The 24,660-nt window shown below is 74.9% G+C and carries 25 protein-coding genes and 1 riboswitch; of the genes, 17 read left to right on the top strand and 8 right to left on the bottom strand.

Annotation, left to right across the window (positions count from 1 at the left end; translation table 11 throughout):
- Positions 1 to 281 precede the first annotated feature (281 nt).
- From HNR61_RS43350 to cobM, 4 genes are all read left to right on the top strand, one after another.
- Positions 282 to 1,451 carry an alkaline phosphatase PhoX gene (locus HNR61_RS43350; protein WP_182848970.1) on the top strand — a complete coding sequence of 390 codons (1,170 nt, stop codon included), beginning with the start codon at positions 282 to 284 and terminating at the stop codon, positions 1,449 to 1,451.
- A gap of 102 nt (positions 1,452 to 1,553) precedes the next feature.
- Complete coding sequence (locus tag HNR61_RS43345) at positions 1,554 to 1,964, top strand: pyridoxamine 5'-phosphate oxidase family protein (RefSeq protein WP_182848969.1); 411 nt, start codon at positions 1,554 to 1,556, stop codon at positions 1,962 to 1,964.
- Positions 1,957 to 3,198 carry a precorrin-6y C5,15-methyltransferase (decarboxylating) subunit CbiE gene (gene cbiE / locus HNR61_RS43340; protein ID WP_182848968.1) on the top strand — a complete coding sequence of 414 codons (1,242 nt, stop codon included), beginning with the start codon at positions 1,957 to 1,959 and terminating at the stop codon, positions 3,196 to 3,198. The genes HNR61_RS43345 and cbiE overlap by 8 nt, the downstream gene beginning before the upstream one ends.
- Positions 3,195 to 3,938 carry a precorrin-4 C(11)-methyltransferase gene (gene cobM / locus HNR61_RS43335; RefSeq protein ID WP_182848967.1) on the top strand — a complete coding sequence of 248 codons (744 nt, stop codon included), beginning with the start codon at positions 3,195 to 3,197 and terminating at the stop codon, positions 3,936 to 3,938. Before cbiE ends, cobM begins: the two co-directional genes overlap by 4 nt.
- 1 nt (position 3,939) lies before the next feature.
- On the opposite strand, the gene HNR61_RS43330 is transcribed toward cobM, so the two are convergent.
- Positions 3,940 to 4,827: a LysR family transcriptional regulator gene (locus tag HNR61_RS43330; RefSeq protein ID WP_182848966.1), complete on the bottom strand. Its 888-nt coding sequence runs from the start codon at positions 4,825 to 4,827 to the stop codon at positions 3,940 to 3,942.
- A gap of 82 nt (positions 4,828 to 4,909) precedes the next feature.
- Between HNR61_RS43330 and HNR61_RS43325 the strand changes: the two genes are divergently transcribed.
- The gene (locus HNR61_RS43325; RefSeq protein WP_182848965.1) at positions 4,910 to 5,878 is read left to right on the top strand and encodes a Gfo/Idh/MocA family protein; all 969 of its coding nucleotides are present in this window, start codon (positions 4,910 to 4,912) and stop codon (positions 5,876 to 5,878) included.
- Positions 5,875 to 6,846: a quinone oxidoreductase family protein gene (locus tag HNR61_RS43320; RefSeq protein ID WP_182848964.1), complete on the top strand. Its 972-nt coding sequence runs from the start codon at positions 5,875 to 5,877 to the stop codon at positions 6,844 to 6,846. The genes HNR61_RS43325 and HNR61_RS43320 overlap by 4 nt, the downstream gene beginning before the upstream one ends.
- A gap of 42 nt (positions 6,847 to 6,888) precedes the next feature.
- Here HNR61_RS43320 and HNR61_RS43315 read toward each other — a convergent pair whose 3' ends face one another.
- Positions 6,889 to 7,470 (bottom strand): hypothetical protein, encoded by a 582-nt coding sequence (locus HNR61_RS43315; protein WP_182848963.1) that lies wholly within the window; start codon positions 7,468 to 7,470, stop codon positions 6,889 to 6,891.
- Between the two features lie 171 nt (positions 7,471 to 7,641).
- On the opposite strand from HNR61_RS43315, the gene HNR61_RS43310 reads away from it, so the two are divergent.
- The 3 genes from HNR61_RS43310 to HNR61_RS43300 are packed head-to-tail and all read left to right on the top strand — an operon-like array spanning position 7,642 to position 9,949.
- A complete protein-coding gene (locus HNR61_RS43310; protein WP_182848962.1) occupies positions 7,642 to 8,820 on the top strand; it encodes a sensor histidine kinase in 1,179 nt (392 codons plus the stop codon).
- On the top strand, positions 8,817 to 9,419 hold the full coding sequence (locus tag HNR61_RS43305; RefSeq protein ID WP_067825652.1) for a response regulator transcription factor: 603 nt from the start codon (positions 8,817 to 8,819) through the stop codon (positions 9,417 to 9,419). The genes HNR61_RS43310 and HNR61_RS43305 overlap by 4 nt, the downstream gene beginning before the upstream one ends.
- Positions 9,419 to 9,949 carry a nitroreductase family deazaflavin-dependent oxidoreductase gene (locus HNR61_RS43300; RefSeq protein ID WP_182848961.1) on the top strand — a complete coding sequence of 177 codons (531 nt, stop codon included), beginning with the start codon at positions 9,419 to 9,421 and terminating at the stop codon, positions 9,947 to 9,949. Before HNR61_RS43305 ends, HNR61_RS43300 begins: the two co-directional genes overlap by 1 nt.
- Here HNR61_RS43300 and HNR61_RS43295 read toward each other — a convergent pair.
- Positions 9,900 to 10,415, bottom strand: coding sequence for an Lrp/AsnC family transcriptional regulator (locus tag HNR61_RS43295; protein WP_067825655.1), 516 nt, complete (start codon positions 10,413 to 10,415; stop codon positions 9,900 to 9,902). The genes HNR61_RS43300 and HNR61_RS43295 overlap by 50 nt on opposite strands.
- A gap of 102 nt (positions 10,416 to 10,517) precedes the next feature.
- Here HNR61_RS43295 and HNR61_RS43290 point away from each other — a divergent pair, with 102 nt between their 5' ends.
- Positions 10,518 to 11,663: an MFS transporter gene (locus tag HNR61_RS43290; RefSeq protein ID WP_182848960.1), complete on the top strand. Its 1,146-nt coding sequence runs from the start codon at positions 10,518 to 10,520 to the stop codon at positions 11,661 to 11,663.
- Here the strand turns inward: HNR61_RS43290 and HNR61_RS43285 are convergent.
- Positions 11,623 to 12,657: a cobalt-precorrin-5B (C(1))-methyltransferase gene (locus tag HNR61_RS43285; protein ID WP_182848959.1), complete on the bottom strand. Its 1,035-nt coding sequence runs from the start codon at positions 12,655 to 12,657 to the stop codon at positions 11,623 to 11,625. The two genes, HNR61_RS43290 and HNR61_RS43285, sit on opposite strands and share 41 nt — an antisense overlap.
- A gap of 17 nt (positions 12,658 to 12,674) precedes the next feature.
- Here HNR61_RS43285 and HNR61_RS43280 point away from each other — a divergent pair, with 17 nt between their 5' ends.
- Positions 12,675 to 13,415: a cobalt-precorrin-6A reductase gene (locus HNR61_RS43280; RefSeq protein WP_312898373.1), complete on the top strand. Its 741-nt coding sequence runs from the start codon at positions 12,675 to 12,677 to the stop codon at positions 13,413 to 13,415.
- Here the strand turns inward: HNR61_RS43280 and HNR61_RS43275 are convergent.
- The 3 genes from HNR61_RS43275 to cobG are packed head-to-tail and all read right to left on the bottom strand — an operon-like array spanning position 13,403 to position 16,703.
- Positions 13,403 to 14,905 carry a precorrin-2 C(20)-methyltransferase gene (locus HNR61_RS43275; protein WP_182848958.1) on the bottom strand — a complete coding sequence of 501 codons (1,503 nt, stop codon included), beginning with the start codon at positions 14,903 to 14,905 and terminating at the stop codon, positions 13,403 to 13,405. The two genes, HNR61_RS43280 and HNR61_RS43275, sit on opposite strands and share 13 nt — an antisense overlap.
- Entirely contained in the window at positions 14,905 to 15,525 is a 621-nt protein-coding gene (locus HNR61_RS43270; RefSeq protein WP_182848957.1) for a precorrin-8X methylmutase, read from the bottom strand. The genes HNR61_RS43275 and HNR61_RS43270 overlap by 1 nt, the downstream gene beginning before the upstream one ends.
- The gene (gene cobG, locus HNR61_RS48835) at positions 15,522 to 16,703 is read right to left on the bottom strand and encodes a precorrin-3B synthase (RefSeq protein ID WP_312898372.1); all 1,182 of its coding nucleotides are present in this window, start codon (positions 16,701 to 16,703) and stop codon (positions 15,522 to 15,524) included. Before cobG ends, HNR61_RS43270 begins: the two co-directional genes overlap by 4 nt.
- A 103-nt stretch (positions 16,704 to 16,806) precedes the next feature.
- Between cobG and HNR61_RS43260 the strand changes: the two genes are divergently transcribed.
- The 4 genes from HNR61_RS43260 (at position 16,807) to HNR61_RS43245 (ending at position 22,758) form a co-directional block, all read left to right on the top strand.
- On the top strand, positions 16,807 to 18,045 hold the full coding sequence (locus HNR61_RS43260; RefSeq protein WP_182848956.1) for an RNA-guided endonuclease InsQ/TnpB family protein: 1,239 nt from the start codon (positions 16,807 to 16,809) through the stop codon (positions 18,043 to 18,045).
- A gap of 26 nt (positions 18,046 to 18,071) precedes the next feature.
- Positions 18,072 to 18,257: riboswitch (cobalamin riboswitch) on the top strand.
- Positions 18,258 to 18,268: 11 nt separating this feature from the next.
- Positions 18,269 to 21,853: a cobaltochelatase subunit CobN gene (gene cobN, locus HNR61_RS43255; RefSeq protein ID WP_376770307.1), complete on the top strand. Its 3,585-nt coding sequence runs from the start codon at positions 18,269 to 18,271 to the stop codon at positions 21,851 to 21,853.
- 107 nt (positions 21,854 to 21,960) lie between these two features.
- The gene (locus tag HNR61_RS43250) at positions 21,961 to 22,365 is read left to right on the top strand and encodes an ACT domain-containing protein (protein WP_182848955.1); all 405 of its coding nucleotides are present in this window, start codon (positions 21,961 to 21,963) and stop codon (positions 22,363 to 22,365) included.
- A 93-nt stretch (positions 22,366 to 22,458) separates the two neighbouring features.
- Positions 22,459 to 22,758 (top strand): hypothetical protein, encoded by a 300-nt coding sequence (locus HNR61_RS43245; protein WP_182848954.1) that lies wholly within the window; start codon positions 22,459 to 22,461, stop codon positions 22,756 to 22,758.
- 10 nt (positions 22,759 to 22,768) lie between these two features.
- Here HNR61_RS43245 and HNR61_RS43240 read toward each other — a convergent pair whose 3' ends face one another.
- Positions 22,769 to 23,344 (bottom strand): TetR/AcrR family transcriptional regulator, encoded by a 576-nt coding sequence (locus HNR61_RS43240; protein WP_067825669.1) that lies wholly within the window; start codon positions 23,342 to 23,344, stop codon positions 22,769 to 22,771.
- 84 nt (positions 23,345 to 23,428) lie between these two features.
- On the opposite strand from HNR61_RS43240, the gene HNR61_RS43235 reads away from it, so the two are divergent.
- On the top strand, positions 23,429 to 24,295 hold the full coding sequence (locus HNR61_RS43235; RefSeq protein ID WP_182848953.1) for an SGNH/GDSL hydrolase family protein: 867 nt from the start codon (positions 23,429 to 23,431) through the stop codon (positions 24,293 to 24,295).
- A gap of 118 nt (positions 24,296 to 24,413) precedes the next feature.
- Entirely contained in the window at positions 24,414 to 24,650 is a 237-nt protein-coding gene (locus HNR61_RS43230; RefSeq protein ID WP_182848952.1) for a hypothetical protein, read from the top strand.
- The last annotated feature ends 10 nt before the right edge of the window (positions 24,651 to 24,660 follow it).

Raw genomic sequence — 24,660 nt, 5'->3', positions numbered from 1 at the left:
CAGCATCCCGATGACAACGACACTCCCCATCGGCCCTCTTCTCTCGCGAAAGCGTGATCGAAGGGCCAATCCCACCACATCGGTCAGGACGCGTGCCGCAGGCCCGCCCGCCGTCAGCGGTCGGCGCTCCCGCGCGAAGCCATCCGGCTTTCCCCCTCCCGAGGCAGAAAGTCGGACATTTGGTGTTCACAGGGAACGAACCCGGATGTTCACTGGGGGCACCTACGTTCACAGCGCCGCCGCGGCAACCGAAGGTCTCATTCCCCCAAGGAGACGCACCCGTGGAACGTCGTAGCTTCCTGCGCGCCTCGGTCCTGGGCGGCACGGCCGCCGCCTTCACCGGAAGCCTGTGGCAGGGCGCCGCACTGGCCGCTCCCGCGCAGAACGCCCCCAGCCCCTACGGCCCCCTCCAGCCCGCCGACGCCAACGGCATCCACCTGCCCGCCGGGTTCACCAGCCAGGTCGTCGCGCGGTCGCGGCAGACCGTCCCCGGCACCTCCTACCGCTGGCACAGCGCCCCCGACGGCGGCGCCTGCTTCGCCGACGGCACCGGCTGGATCTACGTGTCCAACTCCGAGACGATCTCCCTGCTGGGCGGCGGCGCCTCGATGATCCGGTTCGACGCCGCCGGTCGGGTGACGGGGGCCTCGCGCCTCCTGTCAGGCACCAACATCAACTGCGCGGGCGGCAAGACCCCGTGGAACACCTGGCTGTCCTGCGAGGAGACCGACCTGGGACGCGTGTGGGAGACCTACCCGTTCGGCGGCAGGGCGGTCGCCCGGCCCGCGATGGGGCGCTTCACCCACGAGGCGGCGGCCGCCGACCCGGTGCGCAGGGCGATCTACCTCACCGAGGACAAGGGGGACGGCTGCTTCTACCGCTTCGTCCCCCACACCTGGGGCGACCTGTCCTCCGGCACGCTCCAGGTCATGGTGGCGGGAACGGCCGCGTCCGGGTCCTTCACCTGGGCGACCGTGCCCGACCCCGACGGGTTCCCCATCGCGACGCGCAACCAGGTCTCGGGCGCCAAGCGGTTCGACGGCGGCGAGGGCTGCTACTACGCCGACGACACCGTGTGGTTCACCACCAAGGGCGACAACCGCGTCTGGCAGGTCAACCTGGCCTCGGGCACCTACGAGCTCGCCTACGACGACGACCTGGTGTCCCCGGGCACCGCGCCGCTGAAGGGCGTGGACAACGTCACCGGCTCCACCGCGGGCGACCTGTACGTCGCCGAGGACGGCGGCAGCATGCAGATCTGCATGATCACCCCCGACGACAAGGTGTCGGTGTTCCTGCGGATCGACGGGCAGGGCTCCTCGGAGATCACCGGACCGGCGTTCAACCCCGCCGGGAACCGCCTCTACTTCTCCTCCCAGCGCGGCACCAGCGGCGACCGGCTCGGGACCGGCGGCATCACCTACTGCGTCACCGGACCGTTCCGCACCTGACCGCCCTCCCCGCCGCCCCCGCGCCGCAGGCGACCCGGCACGGCGCGGGGGCGGTCCCCCGCTGTGGGATGATCCTGCTGGTCAGACCAGAGAGGGGGCGGAATGTCGCAGACCAGGCACCGGCGGAGCCTGACGGATCCGGACGTGCTGGCGTTCTGGCGGGAACGCCACATCTGCACGCTCACCACGCTCCGCCCCGACGGCACCCCGCACGTCGCCCCGGTCGGCGCGACCCTGGACCCCGCGCGCGGCCTCGCCCGCGTGATCACCTCGGCCGGGTCCCGCAAGGCCCGCAACGTCGCCGCCGCCGGGTCCGAGGGCCTGCCGGTGGCGCTGTGCCAGGTGGACGGCCGCCGCTGGTCCACGCTGGAGGGCCGCGCCGTGGTCCGCGACGCCCCCGCGGAGGTCGCCGAGGCGGAGGCCCGCTACGCCGAGCGCTACAAGCCCCCGCGCGAGAACCCCGAGCGCGTGGTCCTGGAGATCCGGATCACCCGGGTCCTCGGCAATGTCTGACCGGGGGTCCGCCGACCGGCCCGCGCCGGACGGACCGCCCGTCGTCGTGGCCGGGATCGGGGCCGACGGCTGGACCGGCCTGGCCGACGACGCCCGCCGCGCGCTGCGCGACGCCGAGGTGGTCCTCGGCGGGCCGCGCCAGCTCGCGCTGCTCCCCGACGCGGTCACCGCGCGGCGCGTCCCGTGGCCGTCGCCCATGCTGCCCGCCCTGCCCGGCCTGTTCGACGAGCACGCCGGGCGGCGGATCGCCGTCCTGGCCAGCGGCGACCCCATGTTCCACGGCATCGGCGGCACCCTCGCGCGCCTGCTCGGCCCCGAGCGCCTGCGCGTGCTGCCGCACCCCTCCTCGGTCTCCCTGGCCTGCGCGCGGCTCGGCTGGCCGCTGGAGGACACCGAGGTGGTCAGCGCGGTGGGCCGCCCGCTGGAGACGCTGCACCGGGTCCTCGCGCCGGGCCGCCGCGTCCTCGTGCTCAGCGCCGACGCCGCCACCCCCGCCCGCGTCGCCGCGCTGCTCGCCGAACGCGGCCACACCGCCGACCTCACCGTCCTGGAACGCCTCGGCGCCCCCGACGAACGCGTCGGCCCCCTCCCGCCCGGCGGCGCGGACGCCGTCGACCCGCTCAACATCGTCGCCGTCCACTGCCGCGCCGGGGACCCGCTCCCCCTCGTCCCCGGCCTGCCCGACGACGCCTACGACCACGACGGGCAGCTCACCAAGCGCGAGGTCCGCGCCCTCACCCTCGCCCGCCTCGCCCCCACGCCCGGCGCGCTGCTGTGGGACGTCGGCGCGGGCAGCGGCAGCATCGGCATCGAGTGGATGCGCGCCCACCCCTCCTGCCGCGCCGTCGCCGTCGAGCACCACCCCGAACGCGCCGCCCGCGTCACCGCCAACGCCGCCGCCCTCGGCGTCCCCGGCCTGCGCCTGGTGGAGGGCCGCGCCCCCGAGGCGCTGCGCGGCCTGCCCGCCCCCGACGCGGTCTTCGTCGGCGGCGGCGCGACCGTCCCCGGCATGGTGGAGACGTGCTGGCGGGCCCTGCGGCCCGGCGGCCGGCTCGTCGTCAACGCCGTCACCCTGGAGACCGAACGCCTCGTCGGCGAGTGGCAGGCCCGGATCGGCGGCGACCTGACCCGGATCCAGGTGTCCCGCGCCGCCCCGGTCGGCGGCTTCACAGGATGGAGGACGATGATGCCGGTCACCACGTGGACGGCCGTGAAGGGGGAGGCGGCGCGATGACCGTCCACTTCGTCGGCGCGGGCCCCGGCGCGCCCGACCTGATCACGGTGCGCGGCCGGGACCTGATCGCGGCGTCCCCGGTGTGCCTGTACGCGGGCAGCCTCGTCCCGCCGGAGATGCTGGCGTGGTGCCCGCCGGACGCCCGCCTGGTGAACACCGCGAAGATGACCCTGGACGACATCGTCGCCGAGATGGTGGCGGCCCACGCCGGCGGCCGCGACGTCGCCCGCCTGCACTCCGGCGACCCGTCGGTGTTCTCCGCGATGGCCGAGCAGATGCGCCGCCTCGACGCCGCGGGCGTCCCCTACGACGTGGTGCCGGGCGTCCCCGCGTTCGCCGCCGCGGCGGCCTCCCTCCACCGCGAGCTGACCGTCCCCGAGGTCGCCCAGTCGGTGATCCTCACCCGCACCTCGGCCCGCGCGACCCCGATGCCGCCCGGCGAGGACCTGGCCACCCTCGGCCGGTCGCGGGCGACGATCGTGCTGCACCTGGCCGTGCAGCGCATCGGGGCGGTCGTCGCCGAGCTGGTCCCGAACTACGGCGCCGACTGCCCGGCCGCCGTGGTCGCGTTCGCCAGCCGCCCCGACGAGGTGATCCTGCGCGGCACCCTCGCCGACATCGCGGACCAGGTGGAGCGGGCGGGCATCGTCCGCACCGCCGTGATCGTCGTCGGCCGGGTCCTCACCGCCGAGAACTTCACCAACAGCCACCTGTACTCGGCGGCCCGCTGCCGCTCCTGAATCACGCCATCTCGCGCAGCAGCTCCAGGAACGCCGCCAGCTCCGGGCGCGGCGGCTGGTCCTTGACCACGACGTACACCTGGCGGGTGGGCGTGGGGCGCTCGACCGGGCGGCACACCACGCCCTCGGTGGAGATCGCCCGCAGCGCCAGGCCGGGCACCAGCGTCACGCCGAGCCCGGCGGCGACGAACGCGACCGCCGCCGCGTAGTCGTGCGCCTCCACCACGAAGTCGGGGGTGAAGCCCGCCGCCCCGCACCCCCGGAGCATCGCCTCGCGGCAGTTGCCGGGCGGCCACTCGTTGTCCACCCACGGCTCGCCGCGCAGCGCGCCCAGTTCCACGGTCGCGTTCCCGGCCAGCGGGTGGTCCGGCGGCAGCACCGCCACGAACGGGTCCTCCAGCAACGGAACGGCCCGCAGCCCGGGCGGCATCCCGGCGAGGTCGGCCGCCAGGACGATCTCCGCGTCGGCCGCGCCGTCCGGGTCGGCGGCCATCGCCAGCCCCTTCCCGACGCGCAACTCGACCCGCACGCCGGGGAACCGCTCGCGGAACCGCGCGACGACCGGCGGCACCAGCGCGGCCCCGGCGGAGGAGAAGTACCGCACGACCAGCCGCTCGGACACGCCCCGGCGCAGGTCGTTCAGCGCGGTCTCGGCGGCGGCGAGGTCGGCCTGCACCCTGCGCGCGTGCTCGGCCAGCAGCCGCCCGGCGGCCGTCGGCCGGATCCCGCGCCCGTGGCGCTCCAGCAGCGCCGTCCCGGTCTCCCGCTGCAACGCGGCCACATGCTGGCTGACGGCCGAGGGCGTGTAGCCGAGGTGGACGGCGGCGGCCTTGATCGAGCCGGTCTCCACCACGGACCGCAGCACCATGAGCCGGTGAACGTCGAGCACACCCCGACGATACAGCCTGACTTAACCATTCTTCAGAAATCATCGCTTGTGCTGATGATTGGGGAGCCGCCAGCCTGGACGCATGCACACCGACCAGCGCATCCGCCTGGGCGTCGTCGGCCTGGGCGCGATGGGCCGCGCGATGCTCGACGCGGCCGCCGACCACCCCGACGTCGAGGTCGTCCTCGCCGCCGACCCGTCCCCGGCGGCGATGGAACGTTCCCGCGCCGCGCATCCGCACCTCGCGTTCACCGCCTCCCCCGACAGGGCGCTGACCGGCGACGGCGTCGACGCCGTCTACATCGCCTCCCCGCCCGCGACCCACGCGCGCCACGCGATCGGGGCGATGAAGGCGGGCCGGGCGGTGTTCTGCGAGAAGCCGCTGGCCGTCGACCTCGGCGAGGGCGCGGAGATGGTCGCGGCGGCCGAGGCGTCCGGCGTCGCCAACGCGCTGAACTTCGTCCTGTCCGACCGCCGCGCCGCCGTGAAGGTCCTGGCGGCCGTGCGCGCCGGGGAGGCCGGGGAGGTGCTCGGCGTGGAGATGCGGTTCGCGTTCCCCGAGTGGCCGCGGGCGTTCCAGCGGGACGCGGCGTGGGTCGCGGGACCCGCGCAGGGCGGGTTCCTGCGCGAGGTCGCCTCCCACTTCGTGTTCCTCACCGACCGCCTGCTGGGCCCGCTCGACGTGGCCGACGCCGCGGTCGACTACTCCGGCGCCGAGCGCTTCGCGGCCGCGACGCTGCGGGCGGGCGACGTTCCGGTCCGGCTGTCCGGGCAGGTCGCGGCCGTCCCCGAGAGCTACGAGTGGACGCTGTACGGCAGCCGCCGGTCGTACCGGATCACCGGCTGGAGCCGCCTGGAGACGGCCGGGGCGCACGGCTGGACGCCGGTGCCGGTCGACGACGGCCCGCACGGCGACGAACGCGCGCGCCTCGCCGAGTTCGCCCGCGCGGTCCGGGGAGAGACCACGACGCTGGCCGACTTCGCCGCCGGGCTCCGCGTCCAGCGCGTCATCGAGACCCTTCACCTTCGGAACCGGGAGCAGCACCGATGAACACCACCGCCATCGTCGTCCGCGAGACGGGCGGGCCCGACGTCCTGACGCCCGCCGGGATCGACGTCCCCGACGCGCCCGGTCCCGGCCAGGTCATCGTCGACGTCGCCTACGCCGGGGTCAACTACATGGACGTCTACGGCCGCGACGGCACCTATCCGCAGCGGCTGCCGTGGGTGCCGGGCGCCGAGGGCTCCGGCCGGGTCGTCGCGGTCGGCGCGGACGTCACCGGCGTCGAGCCCGGCGACCGGGTCGCCTGGGAGGGCGTCCCCGGCTCCTACGCGGCGCGGCTGGTCGCCCCGGCCGACCGGCTGCTGCCCGTTCCGGACGCGCTGACCGACGCGCGGGCCGCCGCGCTCCCGCTCCAGGGCCTGACCGCCCACTACCTGGCCACCGACTCCTACGCGATCCGGCCCGGCGACACCGTCCTGGTCCACGCGGGCGCGGGCGGCGCGGGGCTGCTGCTCACCCAGATCGCCAAGATCCTCGGCGCGACCGTCCTCACCACGGTCTCCACGCCCGAGAAGGCGGAGATCTCGCGCGCGGCGGGGGCCGACCACGTCCTCGGCTACGACGACTTCGACGTGCGGGCCCGCGAGCTCACCGACGGGCGGGGCGTGCACGCGGTGTACGACGGGGTGGGGCGGGCGACGTTCGACCGGTCCCTGGACGCGGTGCGGCGGCGCGGGACGCTGGTGCTGTTCGGCGGCTCCAGCGGGCCGGTCCCCCCGGTCGATCCGATGCGGCTGTCCAAGGGCGGCTCGCTGTTCCTGACGCGCCCGACGCTGCGGCACTTCGCCGACGACCGCGACGAGTACCTCGGCCGCTACCGCGACCTGCTCGCCTGGATCGCCGAGGACCGCCTCCACCTGCGGATCCACGGCGAGTACCCGCTGGCCGAGGCCGCCCGCGCCCACCGCGACCTCGGCGCCCGCGCGACGGTCGGCAAGCTCCTGCTGCGCCCGTGACGGCGCCGGGCGGCCCGTTCCCGCGACGGGCCGCCCGCGTCCCTACAGCAGCGCGATCAGTCCGACGGCGACCAGCACGTCCACGATCCCGCACCACTCGGCGAACGACGACGCCACCGTCCGCCGCAGCCGGATGTGCGCGAAGTCCCAGACGCCGTGCAGGAACCAGCCCGCCGCCACCAGGTAGAGCCCCACCTCCGGGTCCATGACCAGCCCGGCCAGCACCAGCGCCCCGAACCCCACCAGCCCGGCCGCCTGCGTGGTGAACACGTCGCCGCGCCGCAACCGCCCCCCGGCGATCCCCCACAGCAGCACGACCAGCGCGACCGCCCCGAGGACGACCGACGGCGCGACCACGTTCAGCGCCTTCGCCACGACGAACAGTCCGACGACCCCGAACAGCACCGGCCAGGTCAGGCGCCTGCGGTCGAGCTTCGCCACGATCAGGTAGATCAGCGGCAGCATGAGCATCGCCTCGGCGAGGGCGCGCGCCTGGCCCCCCGGGTCCGGGTCGCCGCCGGGCATGACCATGAGGGGGGCGAGGAGGCAGGCCGCCAGGGTGGGCCAGCGCCGCTTCACCGCGTCGATCCGGCGTCCGCGCGCCGCCGCAGTCGTCTCCGTCATCCCGGGTCTCCTTCATACGGGGGTGGGGTGTCTTCGCGCTCTCAGCCTGCGCTCCGGCGGACGCCGCGCGTAGTGCCGAAGCCCCACCCCCCGGCGTGCGGATGTCACGTTCTCCGATGACAGCCGTCACGCGTCCACGACCGGGGCCTCTTCCTGCCCCACAATGTCCCCATGAGCGACGGCGCGGCCGAAAGCGGAACGGGCTGGACGGGCTTCCGCCGTTACACGTGGTGGACCGTTCCGGGGACGACCGCGTTCCTGCTGGTCCTGATCACGGCCCTGTGGCTGCCGGACCTGCCGCCGGTGCCCCGCGCCGTCGCCGTGGCCGCCCTGGCCGCCACGGCGGCGGCGAGCGTGGTCCTGCTCGGCCACCGGATCGGCGACGACAGCGGCCCGCCCGTCCCCTGGCTGGCCGTCGGGGTCGCGGGCGCGGCCGTCCTGGCGGCGCTCGCCCTGTCCACGCGGGAGTACGGGCGGTGGGCGCTGGCCCCGGCGGTGATGGTGGCGGTCGCGGCGGCGTTCCTGCCGCTGCGCCGCCGCGCCGTCCTGCTCGCCGTCGCCCTGCCGGTCTTCGCGGTCCCCGGCGCCCTGGTGGCCCCGGCCCGCGGCGACGACCCGCTCCACGCGGCGCTGTTCCCGGTGGGGCTGCTGGCGTTCACCGTGTGGGCGGTCCTCGGGCCGCTGTGGGCCTGGGACGTCGCCGCCCGCCTGGACGGGGCCCGCCGCCTGTCGGCGGAGCTGGCCGTCCGGGAGGAACGCCTCCGCTTCTCCGCCGACCTGCACGACATCCAGGGCCACCACCTCCAGGTGATCGCCCTCAAGAGCGAGCTGGCCGCGCGCCTGGCCGCCGCCGACCCGGCCCGCGCCGCCACCGAGATGGCCGAGGTCCACACCCTGGCCGTCACCGCGCTCCAGGACACCCGCGCCCTGGTCCAGGGCTACCGCCGCACCACCCTCGACGAGGAGATCGCCAACGCCACCCGCGTGCTGACCGCCGCCGACATCGACGCCCGCACCGACCCGTCCCCCGGCGACCCGGGCCCCGGCGACCTGCCGCCCGCGACCCGGCACCTGCTCGGGCTGGTGATGCGGGAGACGGTCACCAACATCCTCCGCCACAGCCACGCCCGCAACGCCCGCGTCGCCTACGCGGTCACCGCCGCCGAGGCCCGCCTGACCATCACCAACGACGGCGTCCCCACCCCGGACGCCGCCCCGGGCACCGCCTCGGACGGAACGGGCCTGACCACCCTCGCCGACCGCCTCCGCGCCGCCGGGGGCACCCTGACCTGGGAGCGGACCGACGACCGGTTCACGGTGACGGCCGTTGTCCCCACGGAGCCGACATGATCCGCCTGCTCATCGCCGACGACGAGGACCTGCTGCGCAGCGCCCTGGCGTCGCTGCTCGCCCTGGAACCCGACCTGGAGGTCGTCGCCGAGGCCGCCACCTCCACCGACGCGGTCCGCCTGGCCCGCGAGCACCGCCCCGACATCGCGGTCCTCGACCTGGAGATGCCCCCGGCCGACGGCCTGCGCGCCGCCGAGGAGATCCGCGCCGACCTGCCCACCAAGGTGGTCATCGTCACCCGGCACGCGCGCCCCGGCGTCCTGCGCCGCGCCCTGGCGGCGGGCGCGAGCGGCTTCGTCGCCAAGACGACCCCGGCCGCCCGCCTCGCCGAGATCATCCGCGACATCGCGGCGGGCCGCCGCTACGTGGACCCCGACATCGCCGCCTCCGCCCTCACCGAGGACGCCTGCCCGCTGACGGCCCGCGAGCTGGACATCCTGCGCGCCACCCGCACCGGAGCGTCCGTCAACGAGATCGCCGCCCAGGTCCACCTGGCCCCCGGCACGGTCCGCAACTACCTGTCCTCCGCGATGGCCAAGCTCAACGCCCCCACCCGCCACGCGGCCGCCCACCACGCCTGGCAGGAGGGATGGATCTGATGCCGGATCCGGTACGCGGCGTGCCGGCCGTGCTCGGCGCCCGCGCCCTGCGCACGCGGCGGCTCGCGCGGGCCCCGATCCACCTGTACCGGGCCGGGCTGGGGGCGGTGTTCGGCGCCCGCCTGCTGATGCTGGAGCACACCGGCCGCGTCACCGGCGCCCGGCGTCACGTGGTGCTGGAGGTCGTGGACCGCCCGGCCCCCGGCACGTACGTGGTCGTCTCCGGCTTCGGCGAGCGCTCCCAGTGGTACCGCAACGTCCTGGCGAACCCCGACGTCCGCGTCTCCACCGGCCTCCGCCGCGACGTCCCCGCCCGGGCGGTCCCGATGCCGGAGCGGGAGTCCGCCGAGACCCTGCGCCGCTACGCCCGCGCCCGTCCCCGGGCCTGGCGGAACCTGCGCGCCGTCATCGAGAGGGCGACCGGGGCGCCGGTGACCACGCCGCCCATGGTCCGCCTGACGCTGTCGGCGGGCCGGGCCGTCAGCGGGCCCCCGGACCGTCCCGGCGGGACCAGCCCTCGGCGGCGGTGACCGGGCGGGCCCCGGCCGGCGGGGGCTCGACGGGACGGCCCTCGTACTGGGTGGACAGCACCACCGACGAGTGCATCTCGCCGTGCTCGCCGAGGCGTTCCAGCAGCCCCTCCAGGTGCCGCATCGACGCCACCCGCGCCTTCAGCATCGTGCAGGACCCGCCGCTGAGCTTGTGCACCTCGGTCACCTCGGGATAGTCCTCGGCGGTCGTCGTGCGCAGCAGGCAGCGGCCCAGCGAGCAGCGCATCCGCACGAACGCCGTCAGCGGCAGCCCCGCCCGCGCCGGGTCCACCACGGCCCGGTAGCCGGTGATCACCCCGGCCTCCTCCAGCCGCCGGACGCGTTCGGCCACGGCGGGCGGCGACAGGTTCACCCGGCGGGCGAGCCGGTTGAACGACAGGCGGCCGTCGCGCTGCAACTCGTCCAGGATCCGCCAGTCGGTCGGATCCAGCTCTCCATCGATCATGAGGTCCTCCCCGCCCCCGACCTTGCGAACGCCAGGGGACCAGCCTCCAACGCCTTGCCTTCCGCCTTCAACGCCGCAGGCGGCCTGCCTAGCGTTGAACGCGTGCGACAGCGACGGGACACGGCGGCGCTCTGCGCCGGGACGGCGATGATGAACGCGGCCATGGCCGTCACCTCGGCGACCGGCACCCTGGTCGCCACCGACCACCTCGGCCCGGCCCGGGGCGGCCTGCCCGTCACGGCGGGCATCGTCGGCACCGGCGTCGGCGCGCTGCTGGTCGGCCGCCGCCGCGGGCTGCCGCTCGGCTACCTCGCCGCCACCGCCGGGGCCGCCCTGGCGGTCTGGGCGACCGCCCGGCACGACGTCCCGGCGCTCTGCCTGGGGATGCTGCTGCTCGGCCTCGGCAACGCGAGCGCGCAACTGTCCCGCTACGCGGTCGCCGGGCTCCACCCGCCGCACCGCCGCGGCTTCGCCATCGGCCTGGTGGTGTGGGCGGCGACGGTCGGCGCGGTGGGCGGGCCGCTGCTGCTGTCCCCCTCCGGCGAGCTGGCGGAGTCCGCCGGGCTCTCCGCGCACACCGGCCCGTTCCTGCTGGCGGCGGCGGTGTGCGCGGTCGCCGCCGCGGCCGTCGCCACGGCCGCCACCGGCGGGCCCGAGCGGCCCCCCGCCCCGCGCCCGCGCGACCTGACCCGCTCCCCGGCCGCCCGGTCGGCGTTCGTGACGATGGCGACCGCGCAGGTCGTCATGGTCGCCGTGATGACCGCCGTCCCCCTCCAGATGCACCTGCACGGCCACGGCCTCGCCCCGATCGGGACGGTGCTGTCGGCGCACACCCTCGGCATGTTCGCCCTGTCCCCGCTCACCGGCCGCCTCACCGACCGGTACGGCGCGGACCGCGTGGCCGCGGCGGGCCTGGCGACGCTCCTGGCGGCGAGCGCGCTGGCCGGGGCGGGCCCCGGCGGCGCCCCGTTCCAGGCGGCGGCGATGTTCCTGCTGGGGTACGGCTGGAACCTGTGCTTCATCGGCGGCAGCACCCGGCTGGCCCGCGACCTCCCGGCCGCCGGGCGCGCGAGCCTGGAGGGCGCGGTGGACGCGGCGGTCTGGGGCCTGGCCGCCGTCGCGTCGCTGGCCTGCACGGCGGTCCTGGCGTTCGGCGGCTTCCGGCTCCTGGCGGTCGCGGCGGGCCTCCTGGCGACGGCGCCCCTGGTCACCCGGCTCGGCCGACGATGGTCCCCGCGCGGTCGATGACCACGACGTCCACCGCGACAGGCGCGCCGCGCAGCGTCTCCAGCGCCACCTCGCGGGCGCGGGCCGCCACCAGGTCGCCCAGCGGATGGCCCGCCGCCTGGCAGATCCGCAGCGCGTCGAGCGCGGTGTTCGCGCCCCGGACCCGCCCGGCGGTCTCCGGATCGTCCACCAGCGCGGCCAGCGCCTCGAAGTCCACCTGCGAACGCTTGGAGTGCAGGTCCAGGTGCCCGTTCGCGAGCTTGGCGAGCTTGCCGATCCCGCCCGCGATGGTGAGCCGGGGAACCGGATGCCGCCGCAGGTACTTCAGCACCGCGCCCGCGAAGTCGCCCATGTCCAGCAGCGCGTCCTCCGGCAGCCCGTACAGCTCGGCGGCGACCTTCTCCGAGGTGCTGCCCGTGGCGCCCGCGACGTGCGTGTACCCCGCCGCCCGCGCCACGTCGATACCCCGCCGGATGCTGTCGATCCACGCCGAGCACGAGTACGGGACGACGATCCCCGTCGTCCCCAGGATCGACAGCCCGCCGAGGATCCCCAGCCGCGGGTTCCACGTCCTGCGCGCCAGCTCCTCGCCGCCGTCCACCGAGATCTCCACGATGACGTCGGCGTCGCCCAGCACCTCGCGCATCATCCGGCGCGGCACCGGGTTGATGGCGGGCTCCCCGACGTCCAGCGGCAGCCCCGGCTTGGTCACCGTCCCCACGCCCGGCCCCGCCCGGAACGTCACCCCGCCGCCCGGCGGCCCCGGCCGCACCGTGGACCGGACCAGGGCGCCGTGCGTGACGTCGGGGTCGTCGCCCGCGTCCTTGACGATCCCCGCCATCGCGAACCCGTCGCCGCGCTCCTCCACCGCCAGCGCGAACGCGGGCCGCTGCCCCCTCGGCAGCACGATCTCGACGGGGTCGGGGAACTCGCCGCCCAGCAGCGCCGCGTGCGCCGCCTTCGTCGCGGCCGTCGCGCACGCGCCGGTGGTCCAGCCGTAACGGAGTTCGCTCACCCTCCTAGTCTTCCAGTGTGACCCGACGCATCCTGCTGCTGGGCGGTACCGGCGAGGCCCGCGACCTCGCCGGACGCCTGCACGCCGACCCCGCCTTCGACGTCGTCAGCTCGCTGGCGGGCCGCACCGCCGCGCCCCTGCTGCCCGAGGGCCGCACCCGCGTCGGCGGGTTCGGCGGCCCGGACGGCCTGGCCGCGTGGCTGCGCGCCGAACGGATCGACGCGGTGGTGGACGCCACCCACCCGTTCGCCGCCGTGATGACCGACTCGGCCGTGCGGGCCGCCGAACGCGCCGGCCTGCCGCTGCTGGTGCTGCGCCGCCCCGGCTGGACCGAACGGCCCGGCGACGACTGGCGGCGCGTCCCCACCCTGGCGGCCGCCGCCGCGGACCTGCCCGGCGAACGCGTCTTCCTGACCACCGGCCGCAAGGACCTGGCGCCGTTCGCCGGCGACGACCGGCGCTGGTTCCTGATCCGCTCGGTCGACCCGCCCGAGCCGCCGCTGCCGCCGCGCCACGCGACGGTGCTGGCGCGCGGCCCGTTCACCCTCGACGAGGAACGGGCGCTGCTGCGCGAGCACGCCGTCGACTGCCTGGTCACCAAGGACGGCGGCAGCCCGATGACCGAGGCCAAGCTCACCGCCGCCCGCGAGCTGGGAGTCCCGGTGGTGATGGTGGACCGCCCACCGCTCCCGCCCGGCGTCGCGTCGGTGGGAACGGTGGACCGGGCCCTGGACTGGCTGTCGCGTCACGCCGGGTAGCGGCGCGGCGTGAACACGATCCGGGAGCCGTCGCCGCGCTCGGCGACCCGGGTCTGCGAGGAGCCGATCACCAGCAGGCAGCGCATGTCCACGTCCGCCGGGTCCAGCTCGGCCAGCCGCACGACCCGCACGCTCTCCTCCGGCCCGCCCACGTCCCGCCCGATCACCACGGGCGTGTCGGGCGAACGGTGCTTGAGCAGCAGGTCGCGGGCCTCGGCGACCTGGTGCCGCCGGGTCCTGGAGGCCGGGTTGTAGACCGCGATCGCCAGATCGGCCGAGGCCGCCGCCGCGAGCCGGTCGGCGATCACCTCCCACGGCTTGAGCCGGTCCGACAGCGAGATCACGCAGTAGTCGTGGCCGAGCGGCGCGCCGATCCGGGACGCGACCGCCTGCGCGGCGGTCAGCCCCGGCAGCACCCGCACCGGAACGTGCCGCCAGCGCTCCTCCGCGGCGACCTCCAGCACGGCCGTCGCCATCGCGAACACGCCCGGATCGCCCGACGACACGACGGCGACCCGCCGCCCCCGCTCGGCGAGCTCCAGGGCGCGGGCGGCGCGCTCGGCCTCCACGGTGTTGCCGGACGGGTGCCGCCGCTGGCGCGGGTTCGGCGGAACGCGGTCCAGATACGGCCCGTACCCGATCAGGTCGTCGGCGGAGGCCAGCGCGTCCTGGGCCTGCGGCGTCAGCCACTCGCGCCCGGCGGGCCCGAGCCCGACGACCACGACCTCGCCCCGCCGCTCCCCGGCCGGAACCGGCTCCGGCAGCGCCCGCCGCGTCTCCTCGTGCACCCGGCTGGGCAGGATCGCCACCGAGAAGTACGGCACGCCCTCCGGGTCGACCTCCGCCAGCGGCCGCATCCGCTGCTCGTCGGTCGTCGCCCGCTCCACGTACCAGGCGTCGTCGAGCCGTCCCGCCCGCTCCAGGGCCTCGCGCACGTTCCCGAACGTCCGCCCCAGCTTCAGCACGGCGGCCGAGTCGGTGGCGGCGAGCCGTTCGGCCAGCTTCTCGGGCGGCAGCGTCCCCGGCAGCACCGTCAGCACCTCGTCGCGTTCGACCAGCGGCCGCCCCAGCTCCGCCGACGCCCCGCTCACCGACGTCACCCCCGGCACGACCTCGGTCGGGTAACGCGAGGCCAGCCGCTTGTGCAGGTGCATGTAGGACCCGTAGAAGAACGGGTCCCCCTCGCACAGCACGACCACCGAGCGCCCGGCGTCCAGATGGTCGGCGAGCCGCTCGGCGCACCGGTCGTAGAACTCCTCCAGCATCCCCCGGTAGTCGCCGACCCTCTCGGTGGTCACCGGGTAGATCAGCGGCTCCTCGATCTGCCCGACCCGCAGGTGGGCCGCCGCGATCGACCGCGCGATGCTGCGCCCGTGCCGCGCCGAGTGGTACACGACCACGTCGGCGCCCTCGATCAGCCGCGCCGCCTTCAGAGTGACCAGCTCCGGATCGCCGGGCCCGAGCCCCACGCCGTACAGGTGTCCGGTCATCACTCTTCCTCACTCGCGATGGCGTTGATGGCGGCGGCGGTCATGGCGCTGCCGCCGCGCCGCCCGTGCACGACGACGTGCGGCAGGTCGGACTCGGCGAGCGCGACCTTGGACTCGGCGGCCCCGATGAAGCCGACCGGGATCCCCAGCACGCAGGCGGGCCGGGGCGCGCCCGCCGCGACCAGCTCCAGCAGCCGGAACAGCGCGGTCGGCGCGTTCCCGATCGCGACGACGGCGCCGTCCAGCCGGTCCCCCCACAGGTCGAGGGCGGCGGCGCTGCGCGTGTTGCCCAGCTCCTCGGCGAGCGCGGGCACCCGGGGGTCGTCGAGCGTGCAGATCACCTCGTTGCCGGCGGGCAGGCGCTTGCGCGTCACCCCGGCCGCGACCATCTTCGCGTCGCACAGGATCGGCCTGCCCTCCAGCAGCGCCCCGCGCGCCGCCGCGACGGCCCCCGGCGCGTAGTCCAGGTCGCCGACCAGGTCCACCATCCCGCAGGCGTGGATCATGCGGACGGCGACCCGGGCGACGTCCCCGGGCAGCCCCGCCAGGTCGGCCTCGGCCCGGATGGTCGCGAACGAGCGCCGGTAGATCTCGGCGCCGTCGCGAACGTAGTCGATCACTCGCTCCTCCGTGTCGTCGCGACGGCCGCCGCCGTCGCCGTCAGGTCGTGGGACCGCGCGCGGACCTCGTCGCCGAGCCGCACCTCGTACCCGCCCGGCGTCGCCACCACCGCGACGTGCCGCCCGGCCGGGCGGCCGCAGCCGCGGTCGCATCCGGTCCAGTGCACGGGCAGCCCGCTCCCGCACGCGGCGCGCGCCGCGGCGGCGTCGGCGCGCACGTCGGTCAGGGATCGGGCACAGCCGGGCCGTCCCGCGCACGAGGTGAGCCCGACCCAACGGGAGTCGTCGGCGGCGACCAGGCCATAGGAGTGTGACACGTCAGTCAAATCGGGAACGACCACGGTCCGCCACGGCGTGACGATCAGCTCGTCCACCGCCCGCAACGCGTCGAGCTGCGCGGACTCCAGCCGTCCCAGCGGCACCAGCCCCGACAGGGCGCTGCGCCCGTCCCGCTGCGCGACCACCCCGAGCGGTGGCGGCGCGGGCGTCCGCGGCAGCTCGACCGCCCCCGCCCCGCCGGGCACCAGCCGCAGCGGATCGTCCAGCTCGTTGACGCGCCACTCGCCCTCGCGCACCCGCAGGAACTCCCGCGCGACCTCCAGCACGGCCGCCGCCGCGTCGCCCGCGCCGACCCGCACCCCGCTGTCCCGCCCGCCCACGACCAGCGCGAACACGTCCTCCGCGACCGCGTACAGCCCCACGTCCGGACGCAGCGCGACCACGTCCCCGCGCCCGTCGTCCAGCGCGAACAGCACCCGCCCCGGCAGCTCCGCCAGCCCCGGATCGGCGCACAGCCCCGCGTCCAGCTCCGCCACCAGCGGACGCACGTCGGCCAGCCCCCGCCCGTCACGCCCGCTGAGCGCGCTGGCGACGATGTTCCGCACCCGTTCATGAGTGAACGACGGCAGCAGCCCCGCGTCGCGCAACCGCCCGCTCAGCTCCCGTTCCGCCCCGGCGGCGAGCCCCCTGACCTGCACGTTCCCCCGGGAGGTGAGCTCCAGCCCGCCGTTGCCGAGCTCGACGGCCGCATCCGCCAGCGCCGCGAACCCCCGCCGGTCCACCCGCCCACCGGGCAGCCGGACCCGCGCCAGCCCGCCGTCGGCGGCCCGGTGGATCCGCAGCAGCCCGGGACAGGAGTCAGGACCGGAACGGGAGGAAGCAGACGAAGAGGCAGACACAGCCCGGATACTAGGCGCATCCAAGCGCCTCTCCATCGGCCACCGGGACCCCGGTTTCCTCGAACCCAGGCCAACGATCTTCATCGCCCGTACGTTCGAACACATGCAGCTTCGCTATAACTACCGACTGTATCCCACCCCCGCTCAGCGGACTTCGCTCGGCAAGGCGTTCGGGTGCGCCCGTGTGGTCTACAACGACGGGCTGCGCGTGCGAGAGGAAGCTCGCCGGCAGGGACGGGCGATCTCCGATAACGAACTGTCCAAGTTGGTGATCACCCAGGCCAAGCGCACTCCCGAACGATCCTGGCTGGGCGAGGTGTCGGCCGTGGTGCTGCAACAATCACTGGCAGATCTGTGTGTCGCTTATCGCAACTTCTGGAACTCACGCGCCGGACGGCGGGGCGGACCCTCGGTCAACCCCCCGTCGCCCAAGAGGCGCAAAGGTCGCCAGGCGATCCGGTTCACCCGCAACGCCCGTTTCAGCATCACATCCAGCGGGCGACTGTCGCTGCCGAAAGTCGGGAACGTCAAGATCGTCTGGTCACGGCCGCTCCCTGCCGATCCGTCCAGCGTCACCGTGGTCAAGGACGCGGCCGGCCGGTACTTCGCCTCGTTCGCGGTCGCCCTTCCCGCTCTCGGTCCGCTGCCGTCCACCGAACGGCAGGTGGGGATCGATCTCGGCCTGACGCACTTCGCCGTCCTGTCGGACGGCACCAGGATCGGCGACCCGAAGTGGTTGCGCCGGAGGGAACGCAAGCTCAAACGCGCCGCCAGGGCGTTCAGCCGAACCGCCGAAGGAAGTGAGAACCGCGCGAGAGCACGGACCCGCCTGGCTCGTCAGCATGCCAGGGCCGCCGACGCACGCCGGGAGTTCCATCACCAGTTGTCCACCTGGCTGGTCCGCGACAACCAAGCGGTCCACGTGGAGGACTTGGCGGTGCGAGGTCTGGCACGCTCCCGCCTGGCCAAGAGCGTGCACGACGCCGGATGGGGACGGTTTCTCGCCATGCTGGAGGACAAGGCGAGGCGGCACGGTCGCGTCTTCGCGCGGGCCGACCGGGGATTCGCCTCGTCGCAGATCTGTTCGGCGTGCGGTCGCCGCGACGGCCCCAAGCCGCTGAAGGTCCGCGAGTGGCGCTGCCCCGGGTGCGGGACGCGACACGACCGAGACGTCAACGCCGCTCGCAACGTGCTGGACGAAGGACGCCGGACCGTCGCCGCCGGACGCACCCTCGCACGAGGGCATGCGGAGACGCTAAACGCCTGTGGAGCCCCGGTGAGACCACCGTTTTGCGTGGCACGGGTCGTTGAAGCAGGAACCCGCCGGAAGACGGTAGAGTGACCGATTGCCGTCAGGCCGGAATCCCCCGTTCCCAACTGGGGAGGACGTCAATGTGTGAGCAGCGACAAAGCGGAGGAAGCCGGTGGAAGTCCGGCGCGGTCCCGCCACTGTCACCGGGGAGCGGACCCCACCCAGGGCCACTGCGTCAGCGGGAAGGCCGGGGCGAGCGTCGATCCGGGAGCCAGGAGACTCCGGTTGTCGCAGTGACCCTGCGATTCGGGGCGTGGAAACCCCGGGTGAGGACTCGACCAGCGTGATCCTGCTGCTGTCCACGTCGGACACCGACCTGCTCAGCGCGCGCGCGTCCGGCGCCGCCTTCCGTCTCGCCAATCCGGCCCGCACCTCCGTCGAGGACCTGCCCGCCCTGCTGGAGGGCGTGGACCTGGTCGTCGTGCGGCTGCTCGGCGGCCGCCGCGCCTGGGAGGAGGGGCTGGACGCGCTGCTGGCCGGGCCCCGCCCGGTCGTCGTGCTGAGCGGCGAGCAGCAGCCCGACGCCGAGCTGATGGAGCTGTCCACGGTCCCGGCCGGGGTGGCGGCGGAGGCGCACGCCTACCTCGCCCACGGCGGTCCCGCCAACCTCGGTGACCTGTTCGGCTTCCTGTCCGACACGGTCCTGCTCACCGGGCACGGCTTCGGCCCGCCGACCCCGACGCCCACCTGGGGCGTCCTGGAACGCGAGGCGGCCGGCGGCGACGGGCCGCTGATCGGCGTCCTGTACTACCGGGCGCACCACCTGGCCGGGAACACCGCGTTCGTCGAGGCCCTGTGCGCGGCGATCGAGAGCGCCGGGGGCCGCGCCCTCCCGGTCTACTGCGCGTCCCTGCGCACCGCCGAGCGGGAGCTGCTCGACAGGCTCGGCGAGGCCGACGCGCTGGTCGTCACGGTGCTGGCGGCGGGCGGCACGCGCCCGGCGTTCGCCTCGGCCGGGGGCGACGACGAGGCGTGGGACGTCGGCGCGCTGGCCGCCCTCGACGTCCCGATCCTGCAGGGGCTGTGCCTGACCGGCGGCCGCGAGGCGTGGGAGGCCAACGACGACGGCCTGTCCCCGCTGGACACCGCCACGCAGGTCGCGGTGCCGGAGTTCGACGGGCGGCTGATCACGGTGCCGTTCTCGTTCAAGGAGATCGACGAGGACGGGCTGAGCGTCTACGTCGCCGACCCCGAACGCGCCGCCCGCGTCGCCGGGATCGCCGTCCGGCACGGCGCGCTGCGCCACGTTCCCGCGCCGGAGCGGCGCGTCGCGCTGATGCTGTCGGCGTACCCGACCAAGCACGCCCGCATCGGCAACGCCGTCGGCCTCGACACCCCCGCCAGCGTGATCGCCCTGCTGGGGGCGATGCGCGAGCGCGGCTACGACGTCGGCGACGAGCTGCCCGGCGAGGGCGACGCGCTGATGCACGCGCTCATCGCGGCGGGCGGCCAGGACGCCGACTGGCTCACCGAGGAGCAGCTCACCGGCAACCCGATCCGCATCCCCGCGTCCCGGTACAAGCGGTGGTACGCCACGCTCCCCGAGGACCTGCGCGAGGACATCGAGCGTCACTGGGGCCCGCCGCCCGGCGAGCTGTTCGTGGACGACTCCGATGATCCCGAGGGTGAGATCGTCCTGGCGGCGCTGCGGTCCGGCAACGTCGTGGTGATGGTCCAGCCGCCGCGCGGCTTCGGCGAGAACCCCGTGGCGATCTACCACGACCCCGACCTGCCGCCGAGCCACCACTACCTGGCGGCGTACCGGTGGTTGCAGGACGGGTTCGGCGCGCACGCGGTCGTCCACGTCGGCAAGCACGGCAACCTGGAGTGGCTGCCCGGCAAGGCCGCCGGGATGTCGGCCTCCTGCGGGCCGGACGCCGCGCTCGGCGACCTGCCGCTGATCTACCCGTTCCTGGTGAACGACCCCGGCGAGGGCACGCAGGCCAAGCGCCGCGCCCACGCCACCCTGGTCGACCACCTGATCCCGCCGATGGCGCGCGCCGACAGCTACGGCGACATCGCCCGCCTGGAACAGCTCCTGGACGAGCACGCCAACATCGCCGCGCTCGACCCCGCCAAGCTGCCCGCGATCCGCGCCCAGATCTGGACGCTGATCCAGGCCGCCCGGCTCGACCACGACCTGGGGCTGGAGGACCGGCCGCACGACGCGGAGTTCGACGACTTCCTGCTGCACGTGGACGGCTGGCTGTGCGAGGTGAAGGACGTCCAGATCCGCGACGGGCTGCACGTCCTCGGTCAGGCCCCGGCCGGGGAGGGCCGCGCCGACCTGGTCCTCGCGATGCTGCGCGCCCGGCAGATGTGGGGCGGCTCGGTGACGCTGCCCGGCCTGCGCGAGGCCCTCGGCCTGGACGAGGGCAGCCGCGACCGGGGCGAGGTGGACGCGTTCGAGGAGCGGGCCCGCGCCCTGGTGCTGGCCATGGAGGAGCGGGGCTGGGACCCGGACGCCGCCGGCGAGGTCGCCGAGGGGAAGGTCGCGGAGATCCTGCGGTTCGCCGCCACCGAGATCGTCCCGCGGCTGGACCGGACCGTCGACGAGATCGGCATGGTGCTGCACGCGCTGGACGGCGGCTACGTCCCGGCGGGCCCGTCGGGCTCCCCGCTGCGGGGCCTGATCAACGTGCTGCCGACCGGCCGCAACTTCTACTCCGTCGATCCCAAGGCCGTGCCGTCCCGGCTGGCCTGGGAGACCGGCCGCGCGATGGCCGACTCGCTGCTGGAGCGCTACCGCGAGGACACCGGCGAGTGGCCGCGGTCGGTCGGGCTGTCGGTGTGGGGCACCTCCGCGATGCGCACCTCCGGTGACGACATCGCCGAGGTGCTGGCCCTGCTCGGCGTGCGCCCGGTCTGGGACGACGCCTCCCGCCGCGTGACCGGCCTGGAGCCGATCCCGCTGCCCGAACTCGGCCGTCCGCGCATCGACGTGACGGTCCGCATCAGCGGGTTCTTCCGCGACGCGTTCCCGCACGCCGTGGCGATGCTCGACGACGCGGTCCGGCTGGCCGCCGCGCAGGACGAGCCCGACGCCGACAACTTCGTGCGCGCCCACGTCCGCGCCGACGAGGCGGCCCACGGCGACCGCCGCCGCGCCACCATGCGCGTGTTCGGGTCCCGGCCGGGCGCGTACGGCGCGGGCATCCTGCCGCTGATCGACAGCCGGAACTGGCGCGACGACTCGGACCTGGCCGAGGTGTACGCGGTCTGGGGCGGCTACGCCTACGGCCGCGACCTGGACGGCGTCCCGGCCCGCGCCGACATGGAGAGCGCCTACCGCCGCATCAGCGTCGCCGCCAAGAACACCGACACCCGCGAGCACGACATCGCCGACTCCGACGACTACTTCCAGTACCACGGCGGCATGATCGCCACGGTCCGGGCGCTGACCGGCAGGGCGCCCGCGGCCTACATCGGCGACAGCACCCGGCCCGACGCCGTGCGCACCCGCACCCTCAACGAGGAGACCTCCCGCGTCTTCCGCGCCCGGGTGGTGAACCCGCGCTGGCTGGCCGCGATGCGCCGCCACGGCTACAAGGGCGCGTTCGAGCTGGCGGCGACGGTGGACTACCTGTTCGGCTACGACGCCACCGCCGGGGTCGTCGCGGACTGGATGTACGAGAAGCTGGCCCAGACCTACGCGCTGGACCCGGAGAACCAGAAGTTCTTCGAGGAGTCCAACCCCTGGGCCCTGCACGGCATCGCCGAACGCCTGCTGGAGGCCGCCGACCGGGGCATGTGGGAGCACCCGGAGGCCGAGACCCTGGAGGCGCTGAAGCAGCTCTACCTCCGCGTGGAGGGCGACCTGGAGTCCGGCACCGACTGACGCCCGCGCTTCTTCAAGAAAACACCAAGAATTCGCCCGACCCGCCGCCGGAAACAAAAACCGGCGGCGGGTCGTTTTCCCAGTAGGACCTCAAGGGGAGGGGGTGTATGAGCGGGGAAACCGACCTCGCGAAGTTGCTGGCCGGACTCGATCCGGAGTTGCACGCGGGTGAGTACGTGTTCGTCACGTCGCCCGACCGCTCGACTCCCCCCGACGTCGAACCGCTGCTGATATTCGAGGAACCCGAGGGTCGCACGCTGGTCCTGCCGCGCGAGCGGGCCGAGGCGGCCGGTCTGGAGTCCGCGTTCCCCAGCGCGTGGATCGTGCTGCGGATCCACTCCGCCCTGGAGGCGGTCGGGATGATGGCCGCGATCTCCACGGCGCTGGCCGGGGCGGGCATCAGCTGCAACGTGGTCTCCGCCTACCACCACGACCATCTGTTCGTCCCGCGCGACCGCGCGGACGAGGCCGTGGCGATCCTCCGCGGCCTGGGGCGCGACGGCGCGCGCTGAGCGCCGCCGCGGCCGGAACGCAAAGGAGTTCCCGGCAGCGTCCCCATTTCTTTTGACGCGCGAGCATCGCGTTTTCCTGAACGGAGGTGGAAGATGAACGACACCCCGGAAAACCCCTCGTCCGAAGGGACGGGGATCCCGCGCTCCTCCGCGAGCGAGGATTTCTCGGACCGCAGTTTCTGGATCGGGTACGCCCTTCTCCTCCTCGGCATCGCCCTGCTGGGCGTGGACATCCTGCTGATCGTCAACGCCGGCGGCGCGAACGCGCCCGAGATCGTCCTGCTGGCCGTGGCCGCCCTGCTGTTCGGCGCGGGCGCGCGCTCCCTCCACAACTGGCACCGCAGCACCGACCGCGCCCGGTCCGGGCGGTCCGAGGCCGACAGCCCGACCTGACCCCTCGCGGTCACAGCAGCGGCCGGACCACGGCGCGGGCGAGCGCCTCGGCGAACCCGCGGGGCGCGGCGGCGGCCTCCGGCCCGTGGCCGTAGTAGCGCAGGAACGCCTCCTGGAAGCACCCGCCGACCAGCAGCGCCGCCGCGGCGTCCGGGTCCGCCTCCGCGCGCAGGCGTCCGAGGTCCCGTTCGGCCCTCAGGTAGGCGGCGAACGCCGCGACCGCCCTTCCCGGGCCGCCGCCGTGCCGGTCCATCGCCACCCGGTGCGACTCCATGCGCCGCGGGTCCGCCAGCAGCGCGCCCAGCATCGGGATCGACCGCTGGTAGAACTCCAGGGCCGCGTGCGCGAGCGCGGCGAGGTTGTCCTCCACCTCGCCCTCCCCGGGCCGGACCGCGACCCGCGACAGTCCGGGCAGCCGTTCCTGGAGGACGGCCAGCAGGAGCCGCTCCTTGTCCGGGAAGTGCTTGTAGAGCGTCGGCTCCGACACCCCCGACGCCTGCGCGATCTCCTTGGTGGTGGCCTGCGCGACGCCCCGCGTCCGCAGGATCTCCGCCGCCGCGTCCAGGATCCGCTCCCGCGTGCTCATTCGGTGCCCTCCGCCGATTGACAGGTTAGTGAACGCTAGCTCATGATAGCGGTTAGTGTTCACTAACCCCCCTGGAGGAGCACCATGCGCACCACCGTGACCGGCGGCACCGAAGAACGGCGTCCCGCCCACCCATCCCGGCGCGCCGGCCTGCGAAGGCGGATCGTCATCGCGCTGTGCCTGCTGCTCGCCGGAACGCTCGCCGCGACCGGGACCGCCGGGTACCTCACGTTCGTCCGCCCGCCCGCCAACCCGCCCGCCGACGCCTGCGCGGACGGCCCGCGCCCCGGCGGCCGTCCCGTCGTCGTGGCGGCGGGGGCCAGCATGACCCAGGGCACCCTGGGCGCCGACTGGGTCGGCGACCTGCGCGACCGGGCCGCGCACCGGGCCTTCGAGTTCGTCAACGCCGGGAAGAACGGCGACACCAGCGCCGACCTGCTCCAGCGCCTCGACCGCGACGTCGTCGCCTGCCGTCCCACCGCCGTCACGGTCCTGATCGGGGCCAACGACGTGCGGGACGGCGTCCCGCTCCAGCGCTACCGCGACAACCTCACCGCGATCGTCGGCCGCCTGAAGGCGCGGACCTCCGCCCGTGTCGCGCTGGTGTCCCTCCCGCCGATCGGCGAGGAGATCGGCAGCGACCTCAACCGCAAGGCCGCCGGATACAACGCCGCCGTCAGGGAGACCGCCGAGCGCGCCGGGGCCGACTACGTGCCGCTGAACGAGCGGATGACCGACCACCTGCGGCGGCGCGGCGGAGAAGCCGCCCCCTACGGGTTCGGCTTCACCCTCGCCTTCCTCGCCGGGGCCCGGCACTACCTGCTCGGCCACAGCTGGGACGAGGTGGCCCGCGGCAACGGCCTCGAACTCCTCGTCGACCACCTGCACCTGAGCGACCGGGGCGGAGCGATGGTCGCCGACCTGGTCTCGGAGTGGCTGTCGCGACGCTGAGCGACGGCCCTCCCCCGCGCGCCCCGGCGCCCTCCGCCACCGCGGAATTCCCGAAAACGAAAAGGGAATTGCCGTAAGACCCTCGCGGAATGTCACACCGGACAGGTAGAAGAAACATATGTCGCATGTGCCTCCGATGGTCCAGTCCAGCACCGTTGACGGCCCGGCCTACCTGCTCGCCTGGGAACGCCTCCCCGAGGGGTCCTGGGGCGCGCGCATCGCCTGGATGGAAATCGACGACGATTCCTGGACGGCCCGCGTCACCCGCGTCGCCGCCGACGCCATCACCAAACTCGACGGGCAGGACTACAGCCAGGTCCCCCGCCGCGACACCGCCGCCCCCGCGACCGCCTGACCCGCACCGG

The sequence above is a fragment of the Actinomadura kijaniata genome (genome assembly GCF_014138665.1).
In the GTDB taxonomy this organism is placed as follows: Bacteria; Actinomycetota; Actinomycetes; order Streptosporangiales; family Streptosporangiaceae; genus Spirillospora; species Spirillospora kijaniata.
The sequence above is the reverse complement of the archived record's forward strand: the minus strand, read 5'-3'. Positions and strand labels throughout refer to the sequence as shown.